Source organism: Paenibacillus marchantiophytorum (assembly GCF_014640555.1).
In the GTDB taxonomy this organism is placed as follows: domain Bacteria; phylum Bacillota; class Bacilli; order Paenibacillales; family NBRC-103111; genus Paenibacillus_E; species Paenibacillus_E marchantiophytorum.
Genome location: NZ_BMHE01000050.1, coordinates 30,072 through 52,823, shown reverse-complemented (window position 1 = coordinate 52,823; position 22,752 = coordinate 30,072). Strand labels below are relative to the sequence as shown.

Annotated in this window: 21 protein-coding genes and 1 rRNA gene; 12 read left to right on the top strand and 10 right to left on the bottom strand. The window is 42.4% G+C overall.

Going from position 1 to position 22,752, the window contains the following annotated elements:
• The 9 genes from IEY34_RS29955 to dnaA all read right to left on the bottom strand — a co-directional run.
• Positions 1 to 212: ribosomal RNA gene (locus IEY34_RS29955) — 16S ribosomal RNA — on the bottom strand; the annotation flags it as partial.
• Between the two features lie 431 nt (positions 213 to 643).
• Positions 644 to 1,705, bottom strand: a complete 1,062-nt coding sequence (locus IEY34_RS29950; protein WP_373291372.1) for an HD-GYP domain-containing protein — start codon at positions 1,703 to 1,705, stop codon at positions 644 to 646.
• Between the two features lie 87 nt (positions 1,706 to 1,792).
• Positions 1,793 to 4,282, bottom strand: a complete 2,490-nt coding sequence (gene gyrA, locus IEY34_RS29945) for a DNA gyrase subunit A (RefSeq protein WP_189019006.1) — start codon at positions 4,280 to 4,282, stop codon at positions 1,793 to 1,795.
• Positions 4,283 to 4,328: 46 nt separating this feature from the next.
• Positions 4,329 to 6,245 carry a DNA topoisomerase (ATP-hydrolyzing) subunit B gene (gyrB, locus tag IEY34_RS29940; protein WP_189019004.1) on the bottom strand — a complete coding sequence of 639 codons (1,917 nt, stop codon included), beginning with the start codon at positions 6,243 to 6,245 and terminating at the stop codon, positions 4,329 to 4,331.
• Between the two features lie 125 nt (positions 6,246 to 6,370).
• Positions 6,371 to 6,619 carry an extracellular matrix regulator RemB gene (gene remB / locus IEY34_RS29935; RefSeq protein WP_189019002.1) on the bottom strand — a complete coding sequence of 83 codons (249 nt, stop codon included), beginning with the start codon at positions 6,617 to 6,619 and terminating at the stop codon, positions 6,371 to 6,373.
• A 5-nt stretch (positions 6,620 to 6,624) separates the two neighbouring features.
• The gene (recF, locus tag IEY34_RS29930; RefSeq protein ID WP_189019001.1) at positions 6,625 to 7,743 is read right to left on the bottom strand and encodes a DNA replication/repair protein RecF; all 1,119 of its coding nucleotides are present in this window, start codon (positions 7,741 to 7,743) and stop codon (positions 6,625 to 6,627) included.
• 28 nt (positions 7,744 to 7,771) lie between these two features.
• Positions 7,772 to 7,987, bottom strand: a complete 216-nt coding sequence (gene yaaA, locus IEY34_RS29925) for a S4 domain-containing protein YaaA (RefSeq protein ID WP_189018999.1) — start codon at positions 7,985 to 7,987, stop codon at positions 7,772 to 7,774.
• An 11-nt stretch (positions 7,988 to 7,998) separates the two neighbouring features.
• Positions 7,999 to 9,141, bottom strand: coding sequence for a DNA polymerase III subunit beta (dnaN, locus tag IEY34_RS29920; RefSeq protein WP_189018997.1), 1,143 nt, complete (start codon positions 9,139 to 9,141; stop codon positions 7,999 to 8,001).
• 179 nt (positions 9,142 to 9,320) lie between these two features.
• Entirely contained in the window at positions 9,321 to 10,685 is a 1,365-nt protein-coding gene (dnaA, locus tag IEY34_RS29915) for a chromosomal replication initiator protein DnaA (protein ID WP_308423066.1), read from the bottom strand.
• Between the two features lie 627 nt (positions 10,686 to 11,312).
• Between dnaA and rpmH the strand changes: the two genes are divergently transcribed.
• The 12 genes from rpmH to IEY34_RS29855 all read left to right on the top strand — a co-directional run bounded on the left by rpmH (position 11,313) and on the right by IEY34_RS29855 (position 22,153).
• Positions 11,313 to 11,447: a 50S ribosomal protein L34 gene (rpmH, locus tag IEY34_RS29910; protein ID WP_029196162.1), complete on the top strand. Its 135-nt coding sequence runs from the start codon at positions 11,313 to 11,315 to the stop codon at positions 11,445 to 11,447.
• 136 nt (positions 11,448 to 11,583) lie between these two features.
• On the top strand, positions 11,584 to 11,943 hold the full coding sequence (gene rnpA / locus IEY34_RS29905) for a ribonuclease P protein component (RefSeq protein ID WP_189018993.1): 360 nt from the start codon (positions 11,584 to 11,586) through the stop codon (positions 11,941 to 11,943).
• Positions 11,944 to 12,014: 71 nt separating this feature from the next.
• Complete coding sequence (gene yidC, locus IEY34_RS29900; protein WP_229757909.1) at positions 12,015 to 12,785, top strand: membrane protein insertase YidC; 771 nt, start codon at positions 12,015 to 12,017, stop codon at positions 12,783 to 12,785.
• Positions 12,782 to 13,399: an RNA-binding cell elongation regulator Jag/EloR gene (jag, locus tag IEY34_RS29895; protein WP_189018991.1), complete on the top strand. Its 618-nt coding sequence runs from the start codon at positions 12,782 to 12,784 to the stop codon at positions 13,397 to 13,399. Before yidC ends, jag begins: the two co-directional genes overlap by 4 nt.
• Before the next feature lie 71 nt (positions 13,400 to 13,470).
• Complete coding sequence (mnmE, locus tag IEY34_RS29890) at positions 13,471 to 14,847, top strand: tRNA uridine-5-carboxymethylaminomethyl(34) synthesis GTPase MnmE (RefSeq protein ID WP_189018990.1); 1,377 nt, start codon at positions 13,471 to 13,473, stop codon at positions 14,845 to 14,847.
• A gap of 46 nt (positions 14,848 to 14,893) precedes the next feature.
• On the top strand, positions 14,894 to 16,792 hold the full coding sequence (gene mnmG, locus IEY34_RS29885) for a tRNA uridine-5-carboxymethylaminomethyl(34) synthesis enzyme MnmG (RefSeq protein WP_189018988.1): 1,899 nt from the start codon (positions 14,894 to 14,896) through the stop codon (positions 16,790 to 16,792).
• On the top strand, positions 16,792 to 17,520 hold the full coding sequence (rsmG, locus tag IEY34_RS29880) for a 16S rRNA (guanine(527)-N(7))-methyltransferase RsmG (protein ID WP_189018986.1): 729 nt from the start codon (positions 16,792 to 16,794) through the stop codon (positions 17,518 to 17,520). The genes mnmG and rsmG overlap by 1 nt, the downstream gene beginning before the upstream one ends.
• A 244-nt stretch (positions 17,521 to 17,764) precedes the next feature.
• A complete protein-coding gene (noc, locus tag IEY34_RS29875) occupies positions 17,765 to 18,580 on the top strand; it encodes a nucleoid occlusion protein (RefSeq protein WP_189018984.1) in 816 nt (271 codons plus the stop codon).
• Between the two features lie 161 nt (positions 18,581 to 18,741).
• Positions 18,742 to 19,500, top strand: a complete 759-nt coding sequence (locus tag IEY34_RS29870) for a ParA family protein (RefSeq protein WP_079415849.1) — start codon at positions 18,742 to 18,744, stop codon at positions 19,498 to 19,500.
• Complete coding sequence (locus tag IEY34_RS29865) at positions 19,497 to 20,369, top strand: ParB/RepB/Spo0J family partition protein (RefSeq protein WP_189018982.1); 873 nt, start codon at positions 19,497 to 19,499, stop codon at positions 20,367 to 20,369. The genes IEY34_RS29870 and IEY34_RS29865 overlap by 4 nt, the downstream gene beginning before the upstream one ends.
• A gap of 116 nt (positions 20,370 to 20,485) precedes the next feature.
• Complete coding sequence (locus IEY34_RS29860; RefSeq protein WP_189018980.1) at positions 20,486 to 21,646, top strand: aminotransferase class V-fold PLP-dependent enzyme; 1,161 nt, start codon at positions 20,486 to 20,488, stop codon at positions 21,644 to 21,646.
• Between the two features lie 15 nt (positions 21,647 to 21,661).
• Positions 21,662 to 22,153: a DUF4446 family protein gene (locus IEY34_RS29855; RefSeq protein WP_189018978.1), complete on the top strand. Its 492-nt coding sequence runs from the start codon at positions 21,662 to 21,664 to the stop codon at positions 22,151 to 22,153.
• Here IEY34_RS29855 and yyaC read toward each other — a convergent pair.
• The gene (gene yyaC, locus IEY34_RS29850) at positions 22,128 to 22,751 is read right to left on the bottom strand and encodes a spore protease YyaC (protein WP_189018976.1); all 624 of its coding nucleotides are present in this window, start codon (positions 22,749 to 22,751) and stop codon (positions 22,128 to 22,130) included. The genes IEY34_RS29855 and yyaC overlap by 26 nt on opposite strands.
• Position 22,752 lies beyond the last annotated feature (1 nt).

The following is a 22,752-nucleotide window of genomic DNA, read 5'->3' as shown; positions in this document are numbered from 1 at the left end:
CTCCGTGTTTCATAATTCTCTCATGCGAGAAAACCAATTATCCGGTCTTAGCTATCGTTTCCGATAGTTATCCCGATCTGTTAGGCAGGTTACCTACGTGTTACTCACCCGTCCGCCGCTAACTTGCCCCCGAAGGAACAAATCCGCTCGACTTGCATGTATTAGGCACGCCGCCAGCGTTCGTCCTGAGCCAGGATCAAACTCTCCATAGTAGTGGATGATTACTCACCCATATATCTGAAAGCTGAAATGCTCATTGACTTGCTAGCGAGATTTTGCAATCTCTTTTTGAACGATTGCTCGTTCGTGCTTACTCACTCGTTGTTCAGTTTTCAAAGATCAATTTCTTCCTTATTCATCCTTCGCCCCTCAAAGGCGACCTGATCAATATACCACATCGGCCTATTCGATTGCAAGAACTTTTTTTTCAATTTCTTTCGTTCTTTCGTTCGACCGCCGAAGCGACAAGGAGTAATATAACAAATCCTACTAAGGAATGCAAGCTTTTCTTTATTATTTTTTAATAATAGGAATAACCTAGCCTGCAATAGGTTCTACAACGCTTTCGAGCGACTCCAACATTAACTCCTTATATATACAAAATCCCCCTACAGAAAGGGGGACGAGCTCAAGCATTTATCTATTAGATATGTCCGATGACATCTTGGATGAACAAGTTTCTTTCTAGCGTCAAGTTGACTATCGTTCCGTTCACATTAACCCAAGGCCGCGTCGGATAAGCTCGATCCGAGAAAATAATCTCTCCTACACGATTATCACTCAACTTAACCAAAGTGCCATTACTGATCTGAGTAGATTTGTTTATAAATACTTGGACTAGTGTTGGATCCACTTTGCCGAATGAATCTGTGAAGAGCTGCTCAAGGACAATATAGGGCGACAAGGCCGTCTTATGGTAACGTTCATTCGTCATCGCGTTATAGATGTCAGCAATAGCAACAATTTTGGCGTACATATGAATCTTATCGCCTTTAATTCCTAAAGGATAACCGGAGCCATCCTCACGCTCGTGATGCTGTACGGCAGTTAGTTTCACACCTTCATTGATGCCGGAGATGTTTTTAAGAATCTGATAGCCAATAAGTGTGTGCTGCTTAATTTCATCCATCTCAACATCTGTTAGACGGCCCTTCTTCTCCAGTATAGCGGGATCAACTCTGGACGTTCCTATGTCATGCAGCAGACCGGCTATCCCAATTTGCACCAAATCCTTCTGTGGGAGCCCATGCCATCTTGCTAGGGAGTAGGACGTTAAGCTGACCATAATGCTTTTATGAAAAATATAGTCCTGCAGATTACGATTCTTCGGCGCAAACGTAAGTACCTTATAGGCATCAATGTGCTGGATGAGTGCTTCAAGTCCATTGCGAATATCTAGAATAGGGATGGGTTGTCCCCCATTGGCAAGAAGGAAAACGCTCCTAAGTAACTTTAACATATTCTGATATTCAACTTGAAAGGGAGAGGTCGTCGTGGTTTCCTTCAATTTCGTTTCTTCTACCGTATCCTCGGTCTCATCGCCATTCTTGGATTCAATAAAGACAGACGAAATCAGAAATGCTTTGAGAATTTCAATATCTCGATCGTTTATTATTTTCCCTTTATTAAAAAGGATATTCCCTAGTTTCGTTATTACGTTATCGCCTAATTTTTCACCATATTTTAATTGCGAAACGGCTACCATCGGCACGATCACTCACTCACCTTAACTTGTCGTATTACTACTCATTGTAAAGTAAAAGGGATGGGTTTGTAAGCCCCATCCCCACATTTATTCTTCTGTATCCGCTGCTTCTGATTCTTCCCAATCGCCGTCTTCTTCGTTCTCGTTCTGCTCTTCATTCTTCTGCACACGAGCCAAAGTTCCAACTTCATCGTCTTCACGAATGTTGATTAGGCGCACACCTTGTGTATTACGACCCATGACCGAAATACCGTCCATACTTGTTCGAATGACAGTACCTAATGCCGTGATAATCATTAGATCCTCATCTTCTTGTACGACTTTAAGTCCTACAACATCACCGTTTTTATCTGTAACGTTCAGCGTTTTGATCCCTTTACCGCCACGGGACTGGATGCGATATTCAGAAACAGGCGTTCGTTTACCGAAACCTTTTGCTGTAACAATGAGTACACTGTTATCTTCATGGACAACATCCATATCAATTACGGCATCCTCATCATCCAGTTGTATCCCTTTGACCCCTGTAGCAGATCTACCCATGGAACGCACGTCTTGCTCTGGGAAGTGGATGGACATACCGAGCTTGGTCCCCATGATAATCCCCTGGTTGCCGTCGGTTAGCTTAACTCCAATGAGATCATCATCTTCACGCAAGTTGATAGCAATTAAGCCACCCTTACGAATATTGGAATAATCGTCGATCGGCGTTTTCTTCACAACACCTTGCTTCGTTGCAAAGAATAGGAACTGCTCCGTTTCGAAGCTTTCGACCGGAATTACTGCATTCACCGTCTCGCCTTGCTCAATCTGGATTAAGTTAATAATCGGTGTTCCCCTAGCTGTTCGACTCAAATCCGGAATCTCGTAAGCTTTCAGACGGTACACTTTCCCTTTGTTCGTAAAGAACAGCAGGTAGTGATGCGTATTGGTTACGAACAAATGTTCCACGAAGTCGTTGTCTTTGGTATCCATACCAACAATGCCTCGTCCGCCACGCTTCTGATTCCGATACGTCGTAACCGGTAGACGCTTGATATAGCCCGTATGTGTAATCGTGATAACGACATCTTCACGCGGAATGAGGTCTTCATCTTCGATGCTTTCCTCGCCAACCGTAATTTCGGAACGTCGCTCGTCACCGAATTTCTCTTTGATTTCATTTAATTCTTCGCTAATGATGGCCAAGATCAGATGCTCATCAGCAAGAATTGCTTTGAGCTCAGAGATTTTCTTCATAAGTTCCGCGTATTCAGCTTCGATCTTCTCACGCTCTAAACCAGTTAAGCGCTGTAGGCGCATATCCAGAATAGCTTGAGCTTGATCTAGGCTCAGATGGAACGTAGACATGAGTCCTTCTCTAGCTTCATCCGTTGTTCTGGAAGCACGAATCAAAGCGATAACTTGATCCAAGTGGTCAAGAGCAATGCGCAGACCTTCTAAGATATGCGCGCGCGCTTCCGCTTTGCGCAAATCATATTCCGTTCTGCGGCGGATAACTTCTTGTTGATGCTTGAGATAGTAGTGCAGCATCTCACGAAGATTCAGTACTCTTGGCTCGCCATTAACTAGCGCTAGCATAATAATACCGAAGTTCGACTGCATCGCTGTTTGTTTGAACAAGTTGTTCAGAACAACATTCGGATTGACGTCGCGACGAAGCTCAATGACAACCCGCATCCCATTGCGATCGGACTCATCCCTAAGATCCGTGATACCGTCAATTTTCTTCTCACGAACAAGTTCCGCAATTTTCTCAACGAGTCTAGCTTTATTTACTTGATATGGCAGCTCATTCACGATGATTCTAGCTTTGTTATTGTTTTCCTCGATAACAGTTCTAGCGCGCATCGTAACGGAGCCTCTGCCTGTTTGATAGGCTTGTCTGATTCCTTCACGGCCCAAAATAAAGCCGGCCGTCGGGAAATCGGGTCCTTTAATAACTTGCATCAGTTCAAGTGGCGTAATCTCTGGATTCTGAATCATCAACTGGATGCCTTCGATGACTTCACGCAGGTTATGCGGCGGAATGTTCGTTGCCATCCCAACCGCAATCCCTGAACTCCCGTTCACCAATAAGTTTGGAAAACGGGAAGGAAGAACGACCGGCTCATTCTCTTCGCCGTCATAGTTAGGCTTATAGTCGATAGTCTCTCTGTTAATATCGCGAAGGAGCTCCATAGCAATCTTCGACAGACGAGCCTCGGTATAACGCATTGCTGCTGCCATATCCCCATCGATCGATCCAAAGTTACCGTGACCATCAACAAGCATATAACGAAGTGAGAAGTCTTGTGCCATCCGAACCATCGTTTCATACACAGCCGTATCGCCATGCGGATGGTACTTACCGATAACTTCGCCAACGATTCTCGCTGATTTCTTATGTGGTTTATCTGGAGACATACCTAGCTCAGACATCGCAAACAAGATACGACGATGAACCGGCTTCAGGCCGTCTCTTACATCTGGCAGTGCACGACTGACAATGATACTCATCGCATAGTCTAAGAAGGATGTACGCATTTCGGTCGAAATGTCAATTTCTTTGACTTGCGAATGTAATTCTTCGCTCATGAATGTTCCTCCTGAAAGCTTACATCGTTAGCAACGTCTGAGACGTTTAGATATCTAGATTTTTCACGTACTTGGCGTGTTCCTCAATGAAATCCCTTCGTGGCTCTACATTGTCGCCCATCAAAGAATCAAAAAGTGTATCTGCTTCAATCGCGTCTTCAATCGTTACCTGTAAGAATGTACGACTTTCCGGATCCATCGTCGTTTCCCATAGCTGCCCCGGATTCATCTCACCTAGTCCTTTGTAACGTTGAACGTTGACTTTAGCGCCTTCACCGAACTCCTGCATGATTGCTTCTCTTTGTTTTTCGTTATAGGCATAACGAATGGTTTTGTTGCGCTCCAATTTGAAAAGAGGGGGCTGCGCAATATACACATAACCGGTTTCAATTAACTTTTTCATGTACCGGTAGAAGAAAGTGAGCAGCAGCGTACGAATATGCGCTCCATCGACGTCGGCATCGGTCATAATAATAATTTTGTGATAACGAGCTTTGGCAATATCGAAATCATCACTGATCCCTGTACCGAAAGCAGTAATCATTGCGCGAATTTCGGTATTGGACAGAATACGATCCAATCGCGCTTTCTCCACGTTCAAGATTTTTCCGCGAAGCGGCAGAATCGCTTGGAAGTGACGATCACGTCCTTGCTTAGCTGAACCACCCGCAGAGTCACCTTCTACGATATAAATTTCACTTATCGAAGCATCTTTGGAGGAGCAATCTGCCAATTTACCTGGCAGGGCGCTAACTTCTAATGCACTTTTGCGACGTGTAAGCTCCCTCGCTTTGCGAGCTGCTTCTCTGGCTCTTGCTGCCTGAATACCTTTTTCAAGGATCTTCTTCGCTGTTGCCGGGTTTTCTTCCATGAATTCTTGCAATTTCTCTGCAAATAGAGACTCTACGATACCACGGACTTCACTATTTCCTAGTTTGGTCTTCGTTTGACCCTCGAACTGCGGCTCCGGAATTTTCACAGAAATAATAGCGGCAAGGCCTTCACGCACATCATCTCCGGAAAGGTTCGAATCACTTTCTTTCAAGGAATTGCTCTTGCGGGCATAATCGTTCAAAATCCGCGTTAAAGCGCTTTTGAAACCGGATTCGTGCGTACCGCCCTCATGGGTATTGATATTATTGGCGAAAGAGTAAATATTCTCCGTATAGCTATCGTTGTACTGAAGTGCGATCTCAATGGAGATATTATCCTTGGAACCCTCCACGTAGATCGGCGTTTCATTAACGACTTCCCGGTTACGGTTTAAATGCTGAACGAAGGAAACAATTCCGCCCTCATACATGTGTGTATTTGAAGTATCTGTACGTTCATCAATTAGATTAATTTCAATGCCTTTGTTCAAGAAGGCCAGCTCGCGAATCCTGGATTGCAGAATATCGTAATCGTACTCAACGGTTTCTTTGAAAATCTCCGGATCCGGCTGGAACGTCACTTTTGTACCGGTTTCCTCGGTGTCACCAATGACTTTCACGTCATATTGCGGCGCGCCGCGGCGATACTCTTGTTCATGAATTTTGCCATCACGCTTAACTTGAACCGTCAGCAGCTCAGACAAGGCATTAACAACAGAGATACCTACACCATGAAGACCTCCGGATACTTTATAACCGGAATCATCCCCACCAAATTTACCGCCTGCATGAAGAACCGTTAGAACAACTTCCAAAGTCGGACGCTTCAACTTCGCATTCTCACCAACCGGAATACCACGACCATTATCAATAACGGTGACACTATTATTCTTGTGTACTATGACATCAATCTTCGTACAGAAGCCAGCTAATGCCTCATCGATACTATTATCGACGGCTTCCCAGACGAGATGATGAAGTCCACGCGCACTGGTCGAACCTATGTACATCCCCGGCCGTTTACGAACCGCCTCTAAACCTTCCAGTACCTGAATCTGACTGTCATCGTATGCATTTTGATTCACAGACATGTTAATCTCCACCTGCTTTTTTATAGTGAGATAACCCTCTAGCGATGCAAATGATGCTTACCACTGCGCGTAGAGGAAGTTTTGTTTCGCCATTAAACGCAATTCCACCTTCGTTGGCTCCAACCTTAGTTCGTTAATAACTGGTGTGCTCGTTTCTTGAGCGTAGTTGAGGAAATGGGGGAATAGTACACTTTCCCTTTGGTAACAACGAGGGATTTGCATTCCTCTTCCCCGATTTTCTCGGTTTTTTTATCCTTTACAGCTTGCTGAATGAATTGTTTCGATATTTTGGACGACTTCTCGATCGAGATATCGAAAATAGCAATCAGTTCGGAAGCTCTAATAATTTTCTCGCCACCCAAATGAATAAACATGCTTCTCAGCTCCTGCCACTTACATTTCCTTTCAACACATGAAACACAGAAGCATGATCCAGTTGGTCCAAATGAACGCTTTCCAGACCTGTTGTGGTAATAAACGTTTGGACTTTCTGCTGAAACGTACGAATCAATTGTGTTTGTCTATATTCGTCAAGCTCTGAAAGCACATCATCAAGTAATAAAAGGGGATATTCGCCGACTTCCTCATGAATGAGCTCAATTTCCGCAAGTTTAAGGGATAATGCGGTTGTTCGCTGCTGTCCTTGAGAACCATACGTTTGGACTTCTTTATCGTTGATGTAAAAAAGAAGATCATCGCGATGAGGGCCCACTAACGTAACGCCTCTTCGAAATTCCTGATCTCTGACCAATGATAACTTTATCATAAATTGGTTTAATAAAACAGATTCATCTTCAAACGGCTCAATGTCAAAAGAAGGAGCATAGCGAATAAGAAGGTCCTCGCTGTCATTTGTAATCCCTCGATGGATGGTCTCTGCCCATTGTTGCAGCTTCTTAATAAAGCTTTGACGCTTTTTCATGATTTTAACACCATACTGTGCTAATTGTTCGTTCCAGATGTCCAACATGGCGTCCGGCGTGCTTTTTCCGGGATAAGATTGTTTTAAATAATTGTTCCGCTGCAGCAGAATTTTCTGATATTGCGACAAATCATACAGATAGGAGGGCTGTACCTGGCCGATCTCCATATCTAGAAAGCGCCGCCTTACACCTGGCGTTCCTTTGACAATTTCCAAATCTTCCGGAGCAAACATCACCACGTTCAGAGCTCCGATGAAATTGCTTAATTTCTTTTGCTCGAGTCCATTGATCTTGGCTTTCTTGCCCTTGTTCGAAATCGCTAGATCCAACTTGCAGCTGCCGTATCGCTTCTGAATTTCTGCATGCAGCTGCGTCTGTTCTCCGTTCCACCCAATTAATTCTTTATCCTGGTGGGTTCGGTGTGATTTCGTCATCGCTAGGACATAGATGGATTCCAACAGATTCGTCTTCCCTTGCGCATTGGGTCCAACGAAAATATTCACGTTGTTTTCAGTTGTTATTTCAATTTCGTCATAATTGCGATAATGACGGAGTGCAAGTCTATTTAAGAACATGAGTGGTCATCCTCCTGGGTTAATCCGATCAGGAGCTAACGACTTCGAATTGTCCGAAACCCTCCACGGTCACCACATCTTGCGGAACGAGTTTCCGTCCTCTGCGATTTTCTGCCTGCCCGTTTACTTCAATTTTGGTATCCACAACGAAAAATTTAGCTTGTCCACCTGTGGATATACAGTCCGATAATTTTAGAAACTGTCCTAGCGTAATGTAATCTGTCTTAATTCCGATCTGTTTCATATGAATTCTCCTTAATTCGTCGTCCGGTATGGCAAGATGAGCTGTAGAATGTTTGTAGAATCTTGTGGTTTCATGATAATTGGCTGCATAGCCCCGGTAAATCCGATATGAATGAACTCAGAATCAAGTACTTTTAGCGCATCAAGCATATATTTGGAGTTAAACGAAATTTTGAGCAGCTCCCCGACGATATGCTGCAGGTTAATTTGCTCGGTTACTTTTCCAAGCTCGGATGAGGTAGAGGAGATCTCGATCGTTTGATCTTCCAGCATCATCATTTTAACGATATTGGTTTTATCTTCTCTGGACAATAAGTAGGCCCGGTCGATTGCTTCAGCCAATTCTTTGGTCGGTACGACCATTTCGGTTTGAAAAGATTGCGGAATCAGCTTAGATGTATCCGGGTATGTGCCATCCAAAATACGGGAATAAAATAAAATCGAATGAATTTTGAATAAAACTTGATTGTCTGCAATAACGATATCTATAAGGGAATTTTGATCTGGCAAAATTTTGCTTAATTCGTTCAATGTTCGACCTGAGATGACAATGTTAGGCAGATTCTGCGCATTATCGTTATCCACAGTTACTTCTCGACTAGCCAGACGGTGCCGGTCACAAGCAATGAATTTCAATTTATCTCCGGTTATATTCCAGAGAACACCTGTAAGTATCGGCGTAGATTCATTGGTGGATACAGCATAAGACGTTTGTTTGATCATCGTTTTAAGCAAATCACTAGGAAGACGCAGCATCTTGCTTTCTTCGATTTCCGGCAGCAGCGGATATTCGTCTGGATCAAGTCCCATAATTTGAATTTCCGAAGAACCTGAACGAATAATCGTTTGGAAGTTGGCTTTTACTTCAATTTCAATGAGTTGAGCTGGGAGCTTTCGAATGATCTCAATGAAAAATTTAGCAGGAAGAACAACACTCCCGGCTTGAAATAATTGAATTATTTTAATGGTTTCATTTTCGCTTGGGGTAAAGCTTTGAATAGAGATATCGGTATCACTCGCTGTAAGGGTTACACCGCTTAAGGTTGCATCTATTTTGATCCCTGTAAGGATAGGGATGGTTGTACGAGATGATATTGCTTTGGAAACGTGACCAATGGATTCGATTAAATGGTCTTTTAGGATCGTTAATTTCATGATTTCACTCCTGTGGTTCTTTTTTAATTTGCGTCAGCATATTCTTTATATAATAACATTCTTTATTAGTAATAGCAGTAGGGGCTCTGGATATGTGGATATGTGGATGAACCTTATATAAATCAAGCCTATCCACATGTGAATAGATTGTGCATAGGCTTAGCTGAATTTAGAAGTTATTAAGAGGGGTTTTTGATCCGTTCTGTTAGGTTGTGAACAATCTTATATAAATCTTGATCTACTTTCAGCTGCTGCGTTATTTTATCATGGGCATGAATGACGGTCGTATGGTCACGGCCACCAAAATTATCGCCGATTTTCGGTAAAGAGAAGTCTGTCAGCTCCCTCGCCAGGTACATCGCGACCTGCCTTGGGAAGGCTACGGCTTTTGTTCGCTTGCGCGCTTTGAAATCCTCAAGCTTCAGTCCATAGAATTCTCCAACTCGCTGCTGAATATCCTGTATTGTGATCACTCTTGGGCGATTGGACGGGATAATATCTTTCAATGCCTCGGCCGTTAAATGAACGCTAATATCTTGATTGATTAGGGATGAGTAGGCTACGACACGGATAAGCGCGCCCTCAAGCTCTCGAATATTCGTATCGATCTGATTCGCGATATAGATCATCGCTTCATTCGGGATTTCTAGATTCTCTGCCTTGGCTTTCTTGCGTAAAATGGCAATACGTGTCTCCAAATCGGGCGGCTGAATGTCCGTAATCAAGCCCCATTCAAACCTTGAGCGCAAACGATCTTCTAACGTTGGGATTTCTTTGGGTGGGCGGTCACTGGATATAATAATTTGCTTTCCTTCCTCATGCAGAGCGTTGAATGTATGGAAAAACTCCTCCTGTGTACCTTCTTTACCGGCGAGGAATTGAATATCATCAATCAGTAGAACGTCGATTGTCCTGTATTTATTACGAAATCCTTCACCGCGGTTATCACGAACCGCATTAATAAACTCATTCGTGAATTTCTCGGATGAAATATATAACACACGCGAGCCTGGATTATGCTCAAGGACATAATGGCCGATGGCATGCATCAAGTGGGTCTTGCCTAACCCAACCCCACCATATAGAAAAAGCGGATTATAGGCTTTGGCTGGTGCTTCGGCTACAGCTAGGGATGCTGCATGTGCAAATCGATTGCCGGATCCGATAACGAAGGTGTCGAATGTATACCTGGCATTCATCATATTGGTGAAATTCTCTTCGCCTGCAACAATGGCTGGTCCCTTGGGGGGGATAACGGTTGGTAATGTCGCGGAAGCCTGGGATTTCTGCTCCTCGGTTTCAATAATGAACTTCACGGATACATGCTTGCCTGTGAAATCATAAATGGTTCCCTCAATTAGCTTGGTATAGCGGCTTTCGAGCCATTCCTGCGCAAAATTGTTGGGCGCACAAATAACGACAGTAGAGTCATTAAAAACTGTCGCTTTCGTTGATTTGAGCCAGGTATCAAAGCTTGGTTTACTGAGTTTGGTCTGAATGATCGTCAAAATCTGTTGCCATAAGTCGGTAGAATGGCCTTCCACAGTATTCACTCCTTTGAAATTAAACATGTGGCATAAGGCCAGTAAGTAGTTAAACATTAAAAATAGGTTATGAAAGCAACTCAACATCTATGTGATCGTCATGATCTGAGAATTAATCAGCACGTTTATATAGTTTGCTCGTTTCATGGCGAAATGAACCTTGCTGTCTGCTAAGGTCAGAAAAGAACGGACTTTGTCGTTTTATCCACATTATTAAGGATCGGTCGAAATGACTTATTCTTGTAGAGGGAAAATTGTTCACAATGTTGTCCACAGGTTGTTGATAAGTCGGAGAGTTTGTGGTGTATATCCACAACAGAAACATTATCATCTTAACAAAAGACGGCCCGTTAATCAACGGATTGTTTCATTTTATCCACAATCTCAACAACTTGTGCATAGATTTTGTTCACAACACAAGATATTGTTGATATTCTGTTAATTTTCGACAAGGTTCTCTTTTAGCGGAGAAAATTCTATGCACAGGTTATTCTTTTGAAAATCTGGTGAACAAAATGTCATAACTCTCTGTACACTCGGGTAGGTTGACTTTACTAAGGGAAATATGATTTAATGAGTAGTAGAAATTTTGTAGGATGGATATCCTCAGGTAGGGAGGTGCTATAGATGGGTCCGACGTTTAACCCTAATACGAGAAAGCGTAAGAAGAATCATGGTTTCCGTAAAAGAATGAGCACGAAGAATGGACGTAAAGTTCTGCAAGCTCGTCGTCTTAAAGGAAGAAAAATTCTTAGCGCGTAAAAAGAGGCTCCGGAAGGGGCTTTTTTTTTTGCTTTTTGTTGAATCAGTTTACTGAAGGGGAATTTGGTTAAAACTAGATAAGGTCTGTCATGTTCATTACCTATATAGATGCTATCTGTCTGGAGCGTACAAACACGTGGAAAAAGAATATAGATTAGCTAAAAGAGAAGATTTCAATAAAATTTATCGGTACGGCAAATCGATGGCCAATCATCAATTTGTTCTGTATTATTTGCCGCAGCCTAAGTTAGACCAATTCCGATTGGGTGTTTCTGTAAGCAAAAAAGTAGGCAATGCGGTTGTGCGCAATCGGCTTCGACGAATGATGAAGGAAATTATTCGCTTGAAAAAGGATCAGATGACACCTCATCATGACTACATCTTATTAGCGCGAAAACCAGTGGTTGAAATGGAATATGCGGAGATGGAAAAAAGCATTTGGCATGTCATCCGCAAAGCTTCTTTATTAAAAAGAAATGACACAATAAAAAAGTGACGCAATATTTCCTTGCGGGCTGAAGATGTGTTATAGTTTATGATGGAAAAGATATTTAGGAGGATCTCATTTTGACTCGTCGAATCTATTTGCTTGCATCGCTTTCTGCGTTGATCTTATTGCTGTCAGGATGTAGTCCATCAAGCGCAGCAATGGCTCCAATCGATCCTAATACCGCAGGTTTTTTCGTCAAATATTTCGTGTACCCGCTTTCTCAAACGCTTGACTGGTTCGCTGATCATTTATGGGGTCAATACGGGCTATCTATCTTAGTTGTTACCTTGATTATTCGTTTGATTATTTTGCCGCTTACTTTAAAGCAGTACAAAAGCTCCAAACGGATGCAAGACTTGCAGCCTGAGATGAAGAAGCTCAAAGAAAAGTATAAAGATGATGCAAAGAAACAGCAGGAAGAAACGATGAAGCTTTTTCAGCAAAATGGTGTGAACCCTTTAGCTGGATGTTTTCCAATCATTGTTCAAATGCCAATTCTGATCGCGCTCTATCAAGCGATTATGCGGAACGATCACATTCGTGAGCATACATTCTTATGGATGAATCTTGGTCAACCGGATCATTACTATATTCTTCCGATTATTGCCGCGGCAACAACGTTCGTTCAACAAATGTTTATGTCTTCCCAAATGAATCAACAAATGAAAAGCTTGCTATATATTTTCCCAGTTATGATTTTCGTGATGTCCATGAATTTCGCAGCGGCACTTCCGCTTTACTGGATCTACGGTAATATCTTTACGATCGTTCAGTCTTACTTTATTTATGGTTCTCCTGGATCACAAAAGTCCGGATCGCAAAAAAATAAGGGTGGCCTGTCCAAATGAAAAAAATTGTGGTGACTGGAAAGACTATTGAGCTAGCGGTTAAATCCGGTTTATCTCAATGGCAAGTTTCCGAGGATCGTGTTAACATTCATATTTTGGAGCAGCCCTCTCGAGGGTTGTTCGGATTTATTGGTTCCAAAGAAGCTAAAGTCGAGCTTGAATTGATACCGGATCCACTTGAGGAAGCAATTGCTTTCTTACAAGATATGTTCGAAGCGATGCAAATTTCCATCACCATAGATACACGCAAAGATCGCGAAGGCTTCGTCTTGAATATGAGTGGCTCTGAGTTAGGTATCCTGATCGGTAAAAGAGGACAAACACTGGATGCTTTGCAGTATCTGGTGAATATCGTTGCAAACCGGTATGCGAATTCTCACTTTCGTATTATCTTAGATGCTGAGAATTTCAGGGACAGACGGAAGAAGACGTTGGAAGAGCTCGCAGTTAGGCTTGCCAATCGTGTGATTAAGTCCAAAAAAGAAGTCATTCTTGAACCCATGAATTCGCAGGAACGCAAGATTATTCATGCTGAATTACAGGGACATGCCGTCGTAAAAACTTACAGTAAAGGCGAGGAACCGAACCGTCGGGTGGTTATCGCTGTCAAATAAATCTGCCGCAATGACTTTGATCATGTCATTGCTTTTTCTTTAAGATGAGGTAAATTCGAGGTGCAAATACTATGTTAAATGATACGATTGCTGCTATTTCTACGCCGCTTGGAGAGGGTGGGATAGCGGTTATTCGTGTGAGCGGAGAGGAAGCCGTCCCATTCGTGGAAGGGATTTTCCGCTCAAAAACGAAATTATCTGTTGCGCAGACGCATACGGTACATTATGGATTCATTGTAGAACCTGTTTCTGCCGAAAAGGTAGAGGAGGTTCTCGTTACGTTAATGAAAGCTCCGCGTTCGTTCACGATGGAAGATGTGGTCGAAGTCAGCTGCCACGGGGGCATTGTCTCTGTCAAAAAGGTGCTGGATTTGCTATTGCAGCAAGGAGTTAGGTTGGCTGAACCAGGTGAGTTCACGAAGCGTGCCTTCTTGAATGGAAGGATTGATTTGACGCAAGCCGAGGCCGTTATCGATTTGATTAGAGCCAAGTCAGATCGTGCATTCAAGGTGGCTTTGAAGCAAGTTGAAGGAAACTTATCGAAGCAAATTAAGCATTTACGTCATGTTTTGGTGGAGTTAATGGCTCATGTGGAAGTGAATATTGATTATCCTGAGCATGATGTTGAAGAGATGACCAATTCTTTTATAAAGAACAAATGTGATACGGTTATGATTGAAATAGACCGTCTTTTGGTGACCGCTGAGCAAGGCAAGATTCTTCGCGAGGGTATCGAGACGGCCATTGTAGGCAAACCGAATGTGGGTAAGTCATCCCTATTGAACGAGTTGGCTCAGGAGAATAGGGCTATTGTAACGGATATACCGGGGACTACCAGGGATGTTATTGAAGAGTTCGTTAATATTGGCGGCATTCCCTTGAAACTGTTGGATACGGCGGGGATTCGCGAGACGACTGATCTAGTTGAACAAATAGGTGTTGAACGCTCGAGGACTGCGCTAGCTGAAGCCGATTTAATCTTATTAGTTTTAAACAGCAATGAAGAGCTCCAATTTGATGAGATTGCTTTGATGAAACAGCTCGCGGATAAACAAACGATTGTTATTTTAAATAAAATCGATTTGACTAGAAAACTGAATGTTGAACAAGTGCTGAGTTATTTTCCACAGGAACGTATTGTTGAGTTGTCTCTGATCGAGAATAAAGGTATTGAAGATCTTGAGAAGGCGATTGCGGCTATATTCTTCGAAGGTAAGCTAGAATCTAGCGATTTAACCTACGTGAGCAATGTTCGACATATTTCTCTATTGAAACAAGCCAAACGATCCTTGCACGACGCTTTGGAAGCCAATGAACAATATGTACCTATTGATATGATTCAGATTGATATAAGAGCAGCCTGGGAGCAGCTCGGTGAGATTATTGGTGATTCCGTTGGTGAGTCTTTGATTGATCAGATCTTTACACAATTTTGTTTAGGGAAATGAAAACGACAGCATTTGCGTTTTCATAAAAGAGGGAGGGACGTTTATAATGGGATATCATGCTGGTGATTATGATGTAATTGTAATCGGGGCTGGTCATGCAGGATGTGAATCTGCACTGGCATCTGCACGGATGGGATGCAATACACTGCTATTGACGATAAATCTAGACATGGTTGCTTTCATGCCTTGCAATCCGTCAATTGGTGGTCCTGCGAAGGGCCACGTTGTTAGAGAGATTGACGCGCTTGGCGGTGAAATGGGCCGCAACATTGATAAAACATATATTCAATTGCGGATGTTGAATACGGGCAAAGGTCCTGCTGTTCACGCTCTTCGCGCTCAAGCGGATAAGTACTCTTATCAGCACAAAATGAAAGAAACAATTGAAGCTACGCAGAACCTGACATTACGTCAAGGCATGGCGGAAGAACTTATTGTTGAAGATGGTATTTGTAAAGGTGTTATTACGAAAACTGGCGCTGAATACTATGCCAAATCTATTGTTCTCACAACAGGCACATATTTAAGAGGGAAAGTCATTATGGGTGAGCTTATGTACGAGAGCGGCCCTAACAATCAACAACCTTCGGTTAAGTTGTCCGAATCATTGCGTAAACTTGGTTTTGATCTTGTTCGCTTCAAAACGGGCACACCACCGCGTGTTCATAAAGATACAATTGATTTCAGCAAGACGGAAATTCAACCAGGGGATGATGTTCCTAAGTTCTTTTCTTTCGAAACTAAGGGTGAACCGACCAATAACGAGCAGCTTCCATGCTGGTTGACTTATACGTCTGAACAGACGCACGACATCATTAATTCTAACTTGCATCGTGCTCCTATGTTTTCGGGGGCTATTGAAGGAACGGGTCCAAGATATTGTCCATCTATTGAAGATAAAATCGTTCGTTTCGCTGATAAACCTAAGCATCAGATCTTCTTGGAGCCTGAAGGCCGCAATACATCCGAATATTATGTTCAAGGATTATCCACGAGCATGCCTGAGGACGTACAGTTAGGTATTTTACGGTCTATTCCTGGTTTAGAGAAAGTAGAAATGATGCGTACCGGATATGCCATTGAATACGACGCAGTTGTCCCTACACAGTTGAAGCCTTCGCTTGAAACTAAATTGGTGAGTGGACTGTTTACAGCTGGACAAATTAATGGAACTTCCGGATATGAAGAAGCAGCCGGTCAAGGTGTTATGGCGGGTATTAATGCAGCTCGCAAAGCTTTGGGTAAAGAAGCTGTTGTTCTGGATCGTTCAGAAGGTTATATCGGTGTTCTTATTGATGACCTTGTTACGAAAGGTACTAATGAACCATATCGTCTTTTAACATCACGCGCCGAATATCGTCTGCTGCTTCGTCATGATAATGCAGATCTTCGCTTGACGCCGATTGGCCACGAAATTGGTTTAATTTCTGAAGAGCGCTATGCAGCGTTTCTTAACAAGAGATCATTGGTTGATCAAGAAATAGAACGTCTTGCTATCGATAAAATTAAACCCGAACCACATGTTCAACAATTGTTGGAAAGCTTAGAGAGCGTTCAACTTAATAACTCTGTCCCGGCTATATCTTTACTTCGTCGTCCTGAGATTGGTTACAGCGCTATTGAGCAAATGTGCCCATCTCCGCTTCCACTTGATGATGTGATGAAAGAACAAGTGGAGATTCAAGTGAAATATGCAGGGTATATCGAAAAACAAAGCAATCAAGTTGAACGTTTACGCAAAATGGAGAAAAAGAAAATCCCGGACGACATTGAGTATAGTGAAATTCATGGAATTGCAACGGAAGCTAAGCAAAAGCTTGCTAAGATTCGTCCAATCTCGATTGGGCAAGCATCACGTATTGGCGGCGTTACACCTTCGGATATTTCCATCTTACTTGTTTATTTGGAACATTATAATCGCGTCACCGCGGCAAGAGGTAACTAATGGACGTAATTCAGCAACAGTTTACTCAGTTATTAGAAAAAGAACATATTTTTCTTTCAGCGCACCAGTTAGATCAGTTTGAGCTGTATTATAAGACGTTGGTTGCGTGGAATGAAAAAATGAATTTGACAGGCATTACAGAGAGGGATCAAGTGTATTTAAAGCATTTCTACGATTCTCTCTCTATTTCTTTTAACTTTTCTATGGATTCTGTTATGACGCTAGCGGATATAGGCTCAGGAGCAGGTTTCCCGAGTATTCCTTTGAAAATTGCATTTCCGTATCTCAAAGTAACAATCGTCGATTCTTTGAATAAGAGAATTCTCTTTTTGAAAGAAATCGTTAATATACTTGGATTGACTGATATGGATTGTGTGCATGGCAGGGCGGAGGATGTAGCTAGACTTCCTAAGTATCGAGATCACTTCGATCTAGTAACGGCTAGAGCAGTAGCGAGACTTCAAGTTTTGAATGAGTTCTGTCTTCCGTTTGTAAAAAAGGACGGGACTTTCATCGCGATGAAAGGTTCAGAAATTGAAGAGGAACTTGTGAGTGCCAATTATAGCTTGTCTGAGTTAAAAGGCAAAGTTATAAAGGTAAACCGAATGGTACTGCCGATTGAGGAATCCGTTCGACACTTTGTTGAAATTCAAAAGCTGTCTGCAACGCCAAGCAAGTATCCTAGAAAAGCAGGCATTCCATTGAAAGAACCATTGTCCAAAATGTGAAATTGTTCCACGTGAAACATTTAAACATTATGTAGATCGTGTAGTTCAAGCAGGATTTTGGCTTTTCATGGAGAATTATATCTAAGTAGAATGTAATTAGTAAAGTTAGTATGTTTATGTGAGCACTTGTCATACTTCGCCGTAATCTTGACAAGCGTTTTCGTTCTGTAGGACGAAGAGGGCGTCTATCTTTGGATCGTATTGGTCGCTTAAACTACGGGAAGAGTTGGTGGTTGGTTTTCCTATGAAAGAACAAATATCAAAGTTATTTGGGCTTACAGATCGTTCAAACACGGATGAGGTCAAAAACATACCCGTTAATAACATTATTCCAAGTCCCTATCAGCCTAGGACTTTGTTTGACGATGATCGACTTGAAGAGCTATGTCAAACGATCCGTACTCATGGCATTATTCAGCCGATTGTTGTCAGAGTTAAAAATAATACGTTTGAACTGATTGCTGGTGAAAGACGTCTTAGAGCTGTTAAGAAGCTAGGACTGGATACGATTCCGGCAATTGTACGAGATTTCAACGATTCACAAGCTGCATCCATTGCTCTTATTGAAAATCTTCAACGAGAGGGTCTTACGGCGATAGAAGAGGCTGCTGCTTATCAGCAACTTATTGAAATGCATGATCTGACGCAGGAAAGCTTAGCTCAGCGTTTAGGAAAGAGCCAATCTACGATTGCCAATAAAATTAGGCTGTTGCATCTAAGCGAGCCTGTGAAGATGGCTTTAATGGAGCGGAAGATTACAGAACGTCATGCTAGAGCATTGCTGTCACTGGATCAAGAGGAGCTTCAAGTAAAAGTACTTGAAGAAATTATTGTTAAAGAGTTGAATGTGAAGCAAACTGAAATTAAGATTAATTTCTTAAAAGAAGCGGCGAAGATTAAAAAGTCTAAGCGTGTCTCTTTTACGAAGGATGTAAGACTAGCTTTAAATACAATTCGTCAATCTGTTGAGATGGTGACGAGTTCCGGGCTAAACATTAACACTTCTGAGAAGGATCACGAGGATCATTACGAAATTATTATTAAGATTCCTAAACGTTAATAACGGGCATTTATTGCTACCTTAAACGGCGCAAGCCGTTTTTTTGCATCTTAGGAGTTATAACTATCAAATAGTGAGGTAACTAGTTGATAGATGTGTTAAGATAGTAATACTGCTCTTTGATTGGCATTTGGAACATAAGTGATTGAGGTGAAATGGTTTTGTCTAAAATAATAGCAATAACGAATCAGAAGGGTGGCGTCGGCAAGACGACAACTTCTGTTAATTTGGGAGCTTCCTTAGCTTCACTTGGGAAGAGAGTCCTTCTTGTTGATATAGATCCGCAAGGGAATACGACAAGCGGTATTGGCGTTAATAAAGCAGACGTAGTAAATTGTATTTATGACGTTCTGATTAATGACGTTCATCCCAAAGATGCAATTGTTGATACAAATGTTCCAAATCTTAAAATCTTGCCAGCGACGATTCAGCTTGCTGGAGCCGAGATTGAATTAGTACCGACGATTTCAAGAGAAGTTCGATTGAAGAAATCGCTTCAGTTAGTTAAACATTTATTCGACTATATCCTTATAGATTGCCCCCCGTCTCTTGGTCTTCTTACGATTAACTCATTGACTGCTGCTGACTCTGTCATTATCCCAATTCAATGTGAATATTATGCGCTTGAAGGATTAAGCCAACTGCTTAATACAGTTCGACTGGTCCAAAAGCATCTTAATACAGGGCTTCAAATTGAAGGTGTTTTATTAACGATGTTTGATGCAAGAACGAACTTAGGTATTCAGGTCATCGAAGAAGTGAAGAAATATTTCCAAACAAAAGTATATCAAACGATTATTCCAAGAAACGTTCGCTTGAGTGAAGCGCCCAGCCATGGTCAATCCATCGTTACATATGATCCTAGATCAAAAGGCGCGGAAGTGTATTTAGAGCTTGCGAAGGAAGTGATCTCTGTATGACCAAAGGTTTATCCAAAGGTTTAGGTAAGGGGTTGGATGCTTTAATCACTTCGTTGCATATCGATGAGAGTGATAAAGTTATTCAAATTCCTTTATCCCAGCTGAGAGCTAATCCGTATCAACCGAGAAAGCATTTTAACGAGGATAGCATTAAAGAACTTGCTGATTCGATTAAAGAGCATGGTGTTATCCAGCCTATTATCGTTCGTAAAGTTCTTAAAGGATTCGAAATCATTGCAGGTGAACGTAGGTTCCGTGCTTCGCAGGTTGCGGGGGCAGCGACGATCCCAGCTGTTGAAAGAAGTTTCTCAGATCAACAGGTGATGGAAATTGCATTGATTGAGAATGTCCAACGGGAAGATCTGAATGCGATGGAGATTGCTTTCGCCTATCAAGGAATTATTGATCAGTTCTCTTTAACCCAAGAAGAGCTTTCCGCTAAAGTAGGGAAGAGCCGCTCACACATAGCCAACTTCCTTAGACTGCTCCAATTGCCGGAATCCATTAAGCAATATGTTTCACGTGGAACATTATCGATGGGTCATGCAAGAGCTATTGTCGGTGTGAAGGATGATAAAGTGAAGAAAGAGCTCGCTGAAACGACCATTAGTAAACAATGGAGTGTCCGCGAACTTGAAGAAGCTGTGAAGATGTTGGAAGAGGCACCAGGTCAAGAAAAGGAAAAGAAGGTTCAAAAAGAAAAGAATAGAGATCCTTACATAAATCAAGCTGAGGACCAACTAAGAGATATTTATCGCACAACGGTGAAAATCAAAGCGCAGCAAGACAAAGGTAGGATTGAACTTCTTTACTATTCGAAGGATGATTTGAATCGGTTGCTTGAACTCCTTCAAGGCAAAATCTCTTAAAATTAGATAGCATACCTATGGTTTTCTTTCGGAATGAAAGATCAAACTAAGGTATGCTATATTTATGAGTAGACACCAAGAAAAGCAATCCATCGTGTGTAGGAGAGGGTGAAAAGATGAAAGGTGTAATGTATTTTGATCAGGCTGCATCTTCGTGGCCTAAGCCACCTGCTGTCATGACGGCGATGATGAATTGTATGGAGGAGTTTGCTGCCAACCCAGGCAGGGGAAGTCACCAAATGGCTGTAAAGGCTAGCCGGGTGTTATTTGAAACGCGGAAACATACAGCTAAACTATTCGGTGTGAAGAATCCTAATGACATTTCATTTGCTTTGAATACAACGCATGCGCTTAACCAAGCAATCAAAGGCTTTGTTAAACCTGGGGATCATGTCATCTGTACGAATATTGAACATAATTCGGTCAGAAGGCCGCTTGAATACTTGAAAGCAACAGCGGACGTGGAGCTAACTTATATTCAGAACGATCAACAAGGATATATTCATTTGGAAGAGTTAAGGAAGGCATTTAAACCGAATACTTCTTTAGTTGTAGTCAGCCATAGTTCTAATTTATTAGGAACAATTATGCCTGTAGGTGAAATTGGAGAACTATGCCGATCACATGGAGCTAGGCTGCTTATAGACGCTGCTCAGAGCGCCGGTATACTGCCTATTGATGTTCAGGGTATGAATATTGATATGCTGGCTTTTCCGGGCCACAAGGGGCTTCTAGGGCCTCAGGGAACGGGTGGTTTGTACATAAATCCAAACTTGGATTTGGATCCTCTCCTGCATGGGGGAACAGGTAGTCAATCTGAAGCTATTCAGCAGCCCACGGTAAGACCTGATCGTTATGAAGCTGGCACACAAAACACAGTTGGCATTGCTGGTTTGAATGAGGGCGTGAAATTCGTTCTTGCAGAAACAGTTGAGAAGATCCATGAGAAGGAATGGCGTCAAACTCAGATGCTCATGGAGGGCTTACTGGGAATTGAAGGAGTCACGATTCTTGGACCGTCACTTGGGCAAAATAAAACAGGTATTGTTTCATTTAATATCCAAGATGCTGATTCTTCAGAGGTTGCTTTTATATTAGATCAATCGTTTCAAATTGCCGTTCGTTCAGGTTACCATTGCACACCGCTTGCGCATGAGGCAGCAGGTACTTTAGCCAAAGGAGCGGTTCGAGCGAGTATCGGCTATTTTACAACGGATGGGGAAGTTGATGCTTTGATACAGGCGGTAAAGGAGATCCATTCGCAATACGCTAAATAGAAAGAGGGATAAACCATGGGGGAACTGTTTGGCATAGATGGCGGGTTCATTGTACTAGGTTGCTTTGCGCTCATTCTTGTTTTGTTTATTTTCATTATTGTACTTTTTGTCAAACTATCGTCCTTGCGCAAACAATACACGCAGATGATGAATGGGTCCAAAGCCGAAAATATGGAGCAGCTCCTTATTGATATGCAGCATGGCTTAAACGAGCAAAAGGCCGAATCGCAAGCGACTGCAGCCAAGGTTGAAACGATTCAGAATGCTATGTTGAAAATGAAATCTAAGGTAGCTATTCATCGCTACAATGCCTTTAATGAAGGCGGGAGTGATCTTAGCTTCACAATTGCGATCCTGGATGAGTATCAAGATGGTGTCATTCTAACGGGAATACATAGTCGAGAACAAATGTATTTGTATGCGAAGCCGATTCAAAAAGCACAATCCACATACACGCTTAGCCCTGAAGAAAAAGAGGCTATTAATCAAACTTTAAAGCAGCCGTAGCATTCGGTGTGTAGGCTTGGGTACGACGCAAAGCGGCGTGCAGGGCATCACCAATGATATGTGCCATGTTCATAACTAAGCTAAGGCGAGTATTTTGAAGGACGAAATATTCCATGAAGCCGCCAACGTTAACAATTCCGGTTACATGGATGTTGCCGACCGGAGGTAAGTCCTTATTCACGCCAGCACCGGGTTTCAGAGGTCCATCCGCGACTTGAATGCATCCGACACTGGACACTTGCCCCAAACAGGCATCAACGGCAACAATAAAAGGATTTTGAAATTGTTGTTGAATTTTTGCCACGGTCTCGGATAAATTCATAGCATGGACAGGCTCATCCAAAGTGCCAAAAAGATGGAGATTACGGAGCGAAGGAATTCGGTTCAAATGAGTGCCAACCAGTGGTCCAAGGGAATCGCCGGTTGAGCGATCTGTTCCTACACAAATAACAACGATAGGTTGATAGATTGGAAGTTTACTGAAGATCGTTTGTAAATGTTTAGAGAGAAGAAAAGGGGTATCGGCATCGGTGTGCTGGATTTTCAGTGGGGCTAAATCCGTGTTCGTAACGCCGTCCAAACCAAATTGAAATTTCATA

Coding starts and splice junctions, on each gene's coding strand:
- rsmG (WP_189018986.1), top strand. CDS start 16,792: ATGGACGTAATTCAGCAACAGTTTACTCAGTTATTAGAAAAAGAACAT.
- IEY34_RS29860 (WP_189018980.1), top strand. CDS start 20,486: ATGAAAGGTGTAATGTATTTTGATCAGGCTGCATCTTCGTGGCCTAAG.
- gyrA (WP_189019006.1), bottom strand. CDS start 4,282: ATGAGCGAAGAATTACATTCGCAAGTCAAAGAAATTGACATTTCGACC.
- mnmE (WP_189018990.1), top strand. CDS start 13,471: ATGTTAAATGATACGATTGCTGCTATTTCTACGCCGCTTGGAGAGGGT.
- gyrB (WP_189019004.1), bottom strand. CDS start 6,245: ATGTCTGTGAATCAAAATGCATACGATGACAGTCAGATTCAGGTACTG.
- yaaA (WP_189018999.1), bottom strand. CDS start 7,987: ATGAAACAGATCGGAATTAAGACAGATTACATTACGCTAGGACAGTTT.
- remB (WP_189019002.1), bottom strand. CDS start 6,619: ATGTTTATTCATTTGGGTGGCGAGAAAATTATTAGAGCTTCCGAACTG.
- yyaC (WP_189018976.1), bottom strand. CDS start 22,751: ATGAAATTTCAATTTGGTTTGGACGGCGTTACGAACACGGATTTAGCC.
- IEY34_RS29950 (WP_373291372.1), bottom strand. CDS start 1,705: ATGGTAGCCGTTTCGCAATTAAAATATGGTGAAAAATTAGGCGATAAC.
- IEY34_RS29855 (WP_189018978.1), top strand. CDS start 21,662: ATGGGGGAACTGTTTGGCATAGATGGCGGGTTCATTGTACTAGGTTGC.
- mnmG (WP_189018988.1), top strand. CDS start 14,894: ATGGGATATCATGCTGGTGATTATGATGTAATTGTAATCGGGGCTGGT.
- jag (WP_189018991.1), top strand. CDS start 12,782: ATGAAAAAAATTGTGGTGACTGGAAAGACTATTGAGCTAGCGGTTAAA.
- rpmH (WP_029196162.1), top strand. CDS start 11,313: ATGGGTCCGACGTTTAACCCTAATACGAGAAAGCGTAAGAAGAATCAT.
- recF (WP_189019001.1), bottom strand. CDS start 7,743: ATGTTCTTAAATAGACTTGCACTCCGTCATTATCGCAATTATGACGAA.
- dnaN (WP_189018997.1), bottom strand. CDS start 9,141: ATGAAATTAACGATCCTAAAAGACCATTTAATCGAATCCATTGGTCAC.
- IEY34_RS29865 (WP_189018982.1), top strand. CDS start 19,497: ATGACCAAAGGTTTATCCAAAGGTTTAGGTAAGGGGTTGGATGCTTTA.
- noc (WP_189018984.1), top strand. CDS start 17,765: ATGAAAGAACAAATATCAAAGTTATTTGGGCTTACAGATCGTTCAAAC.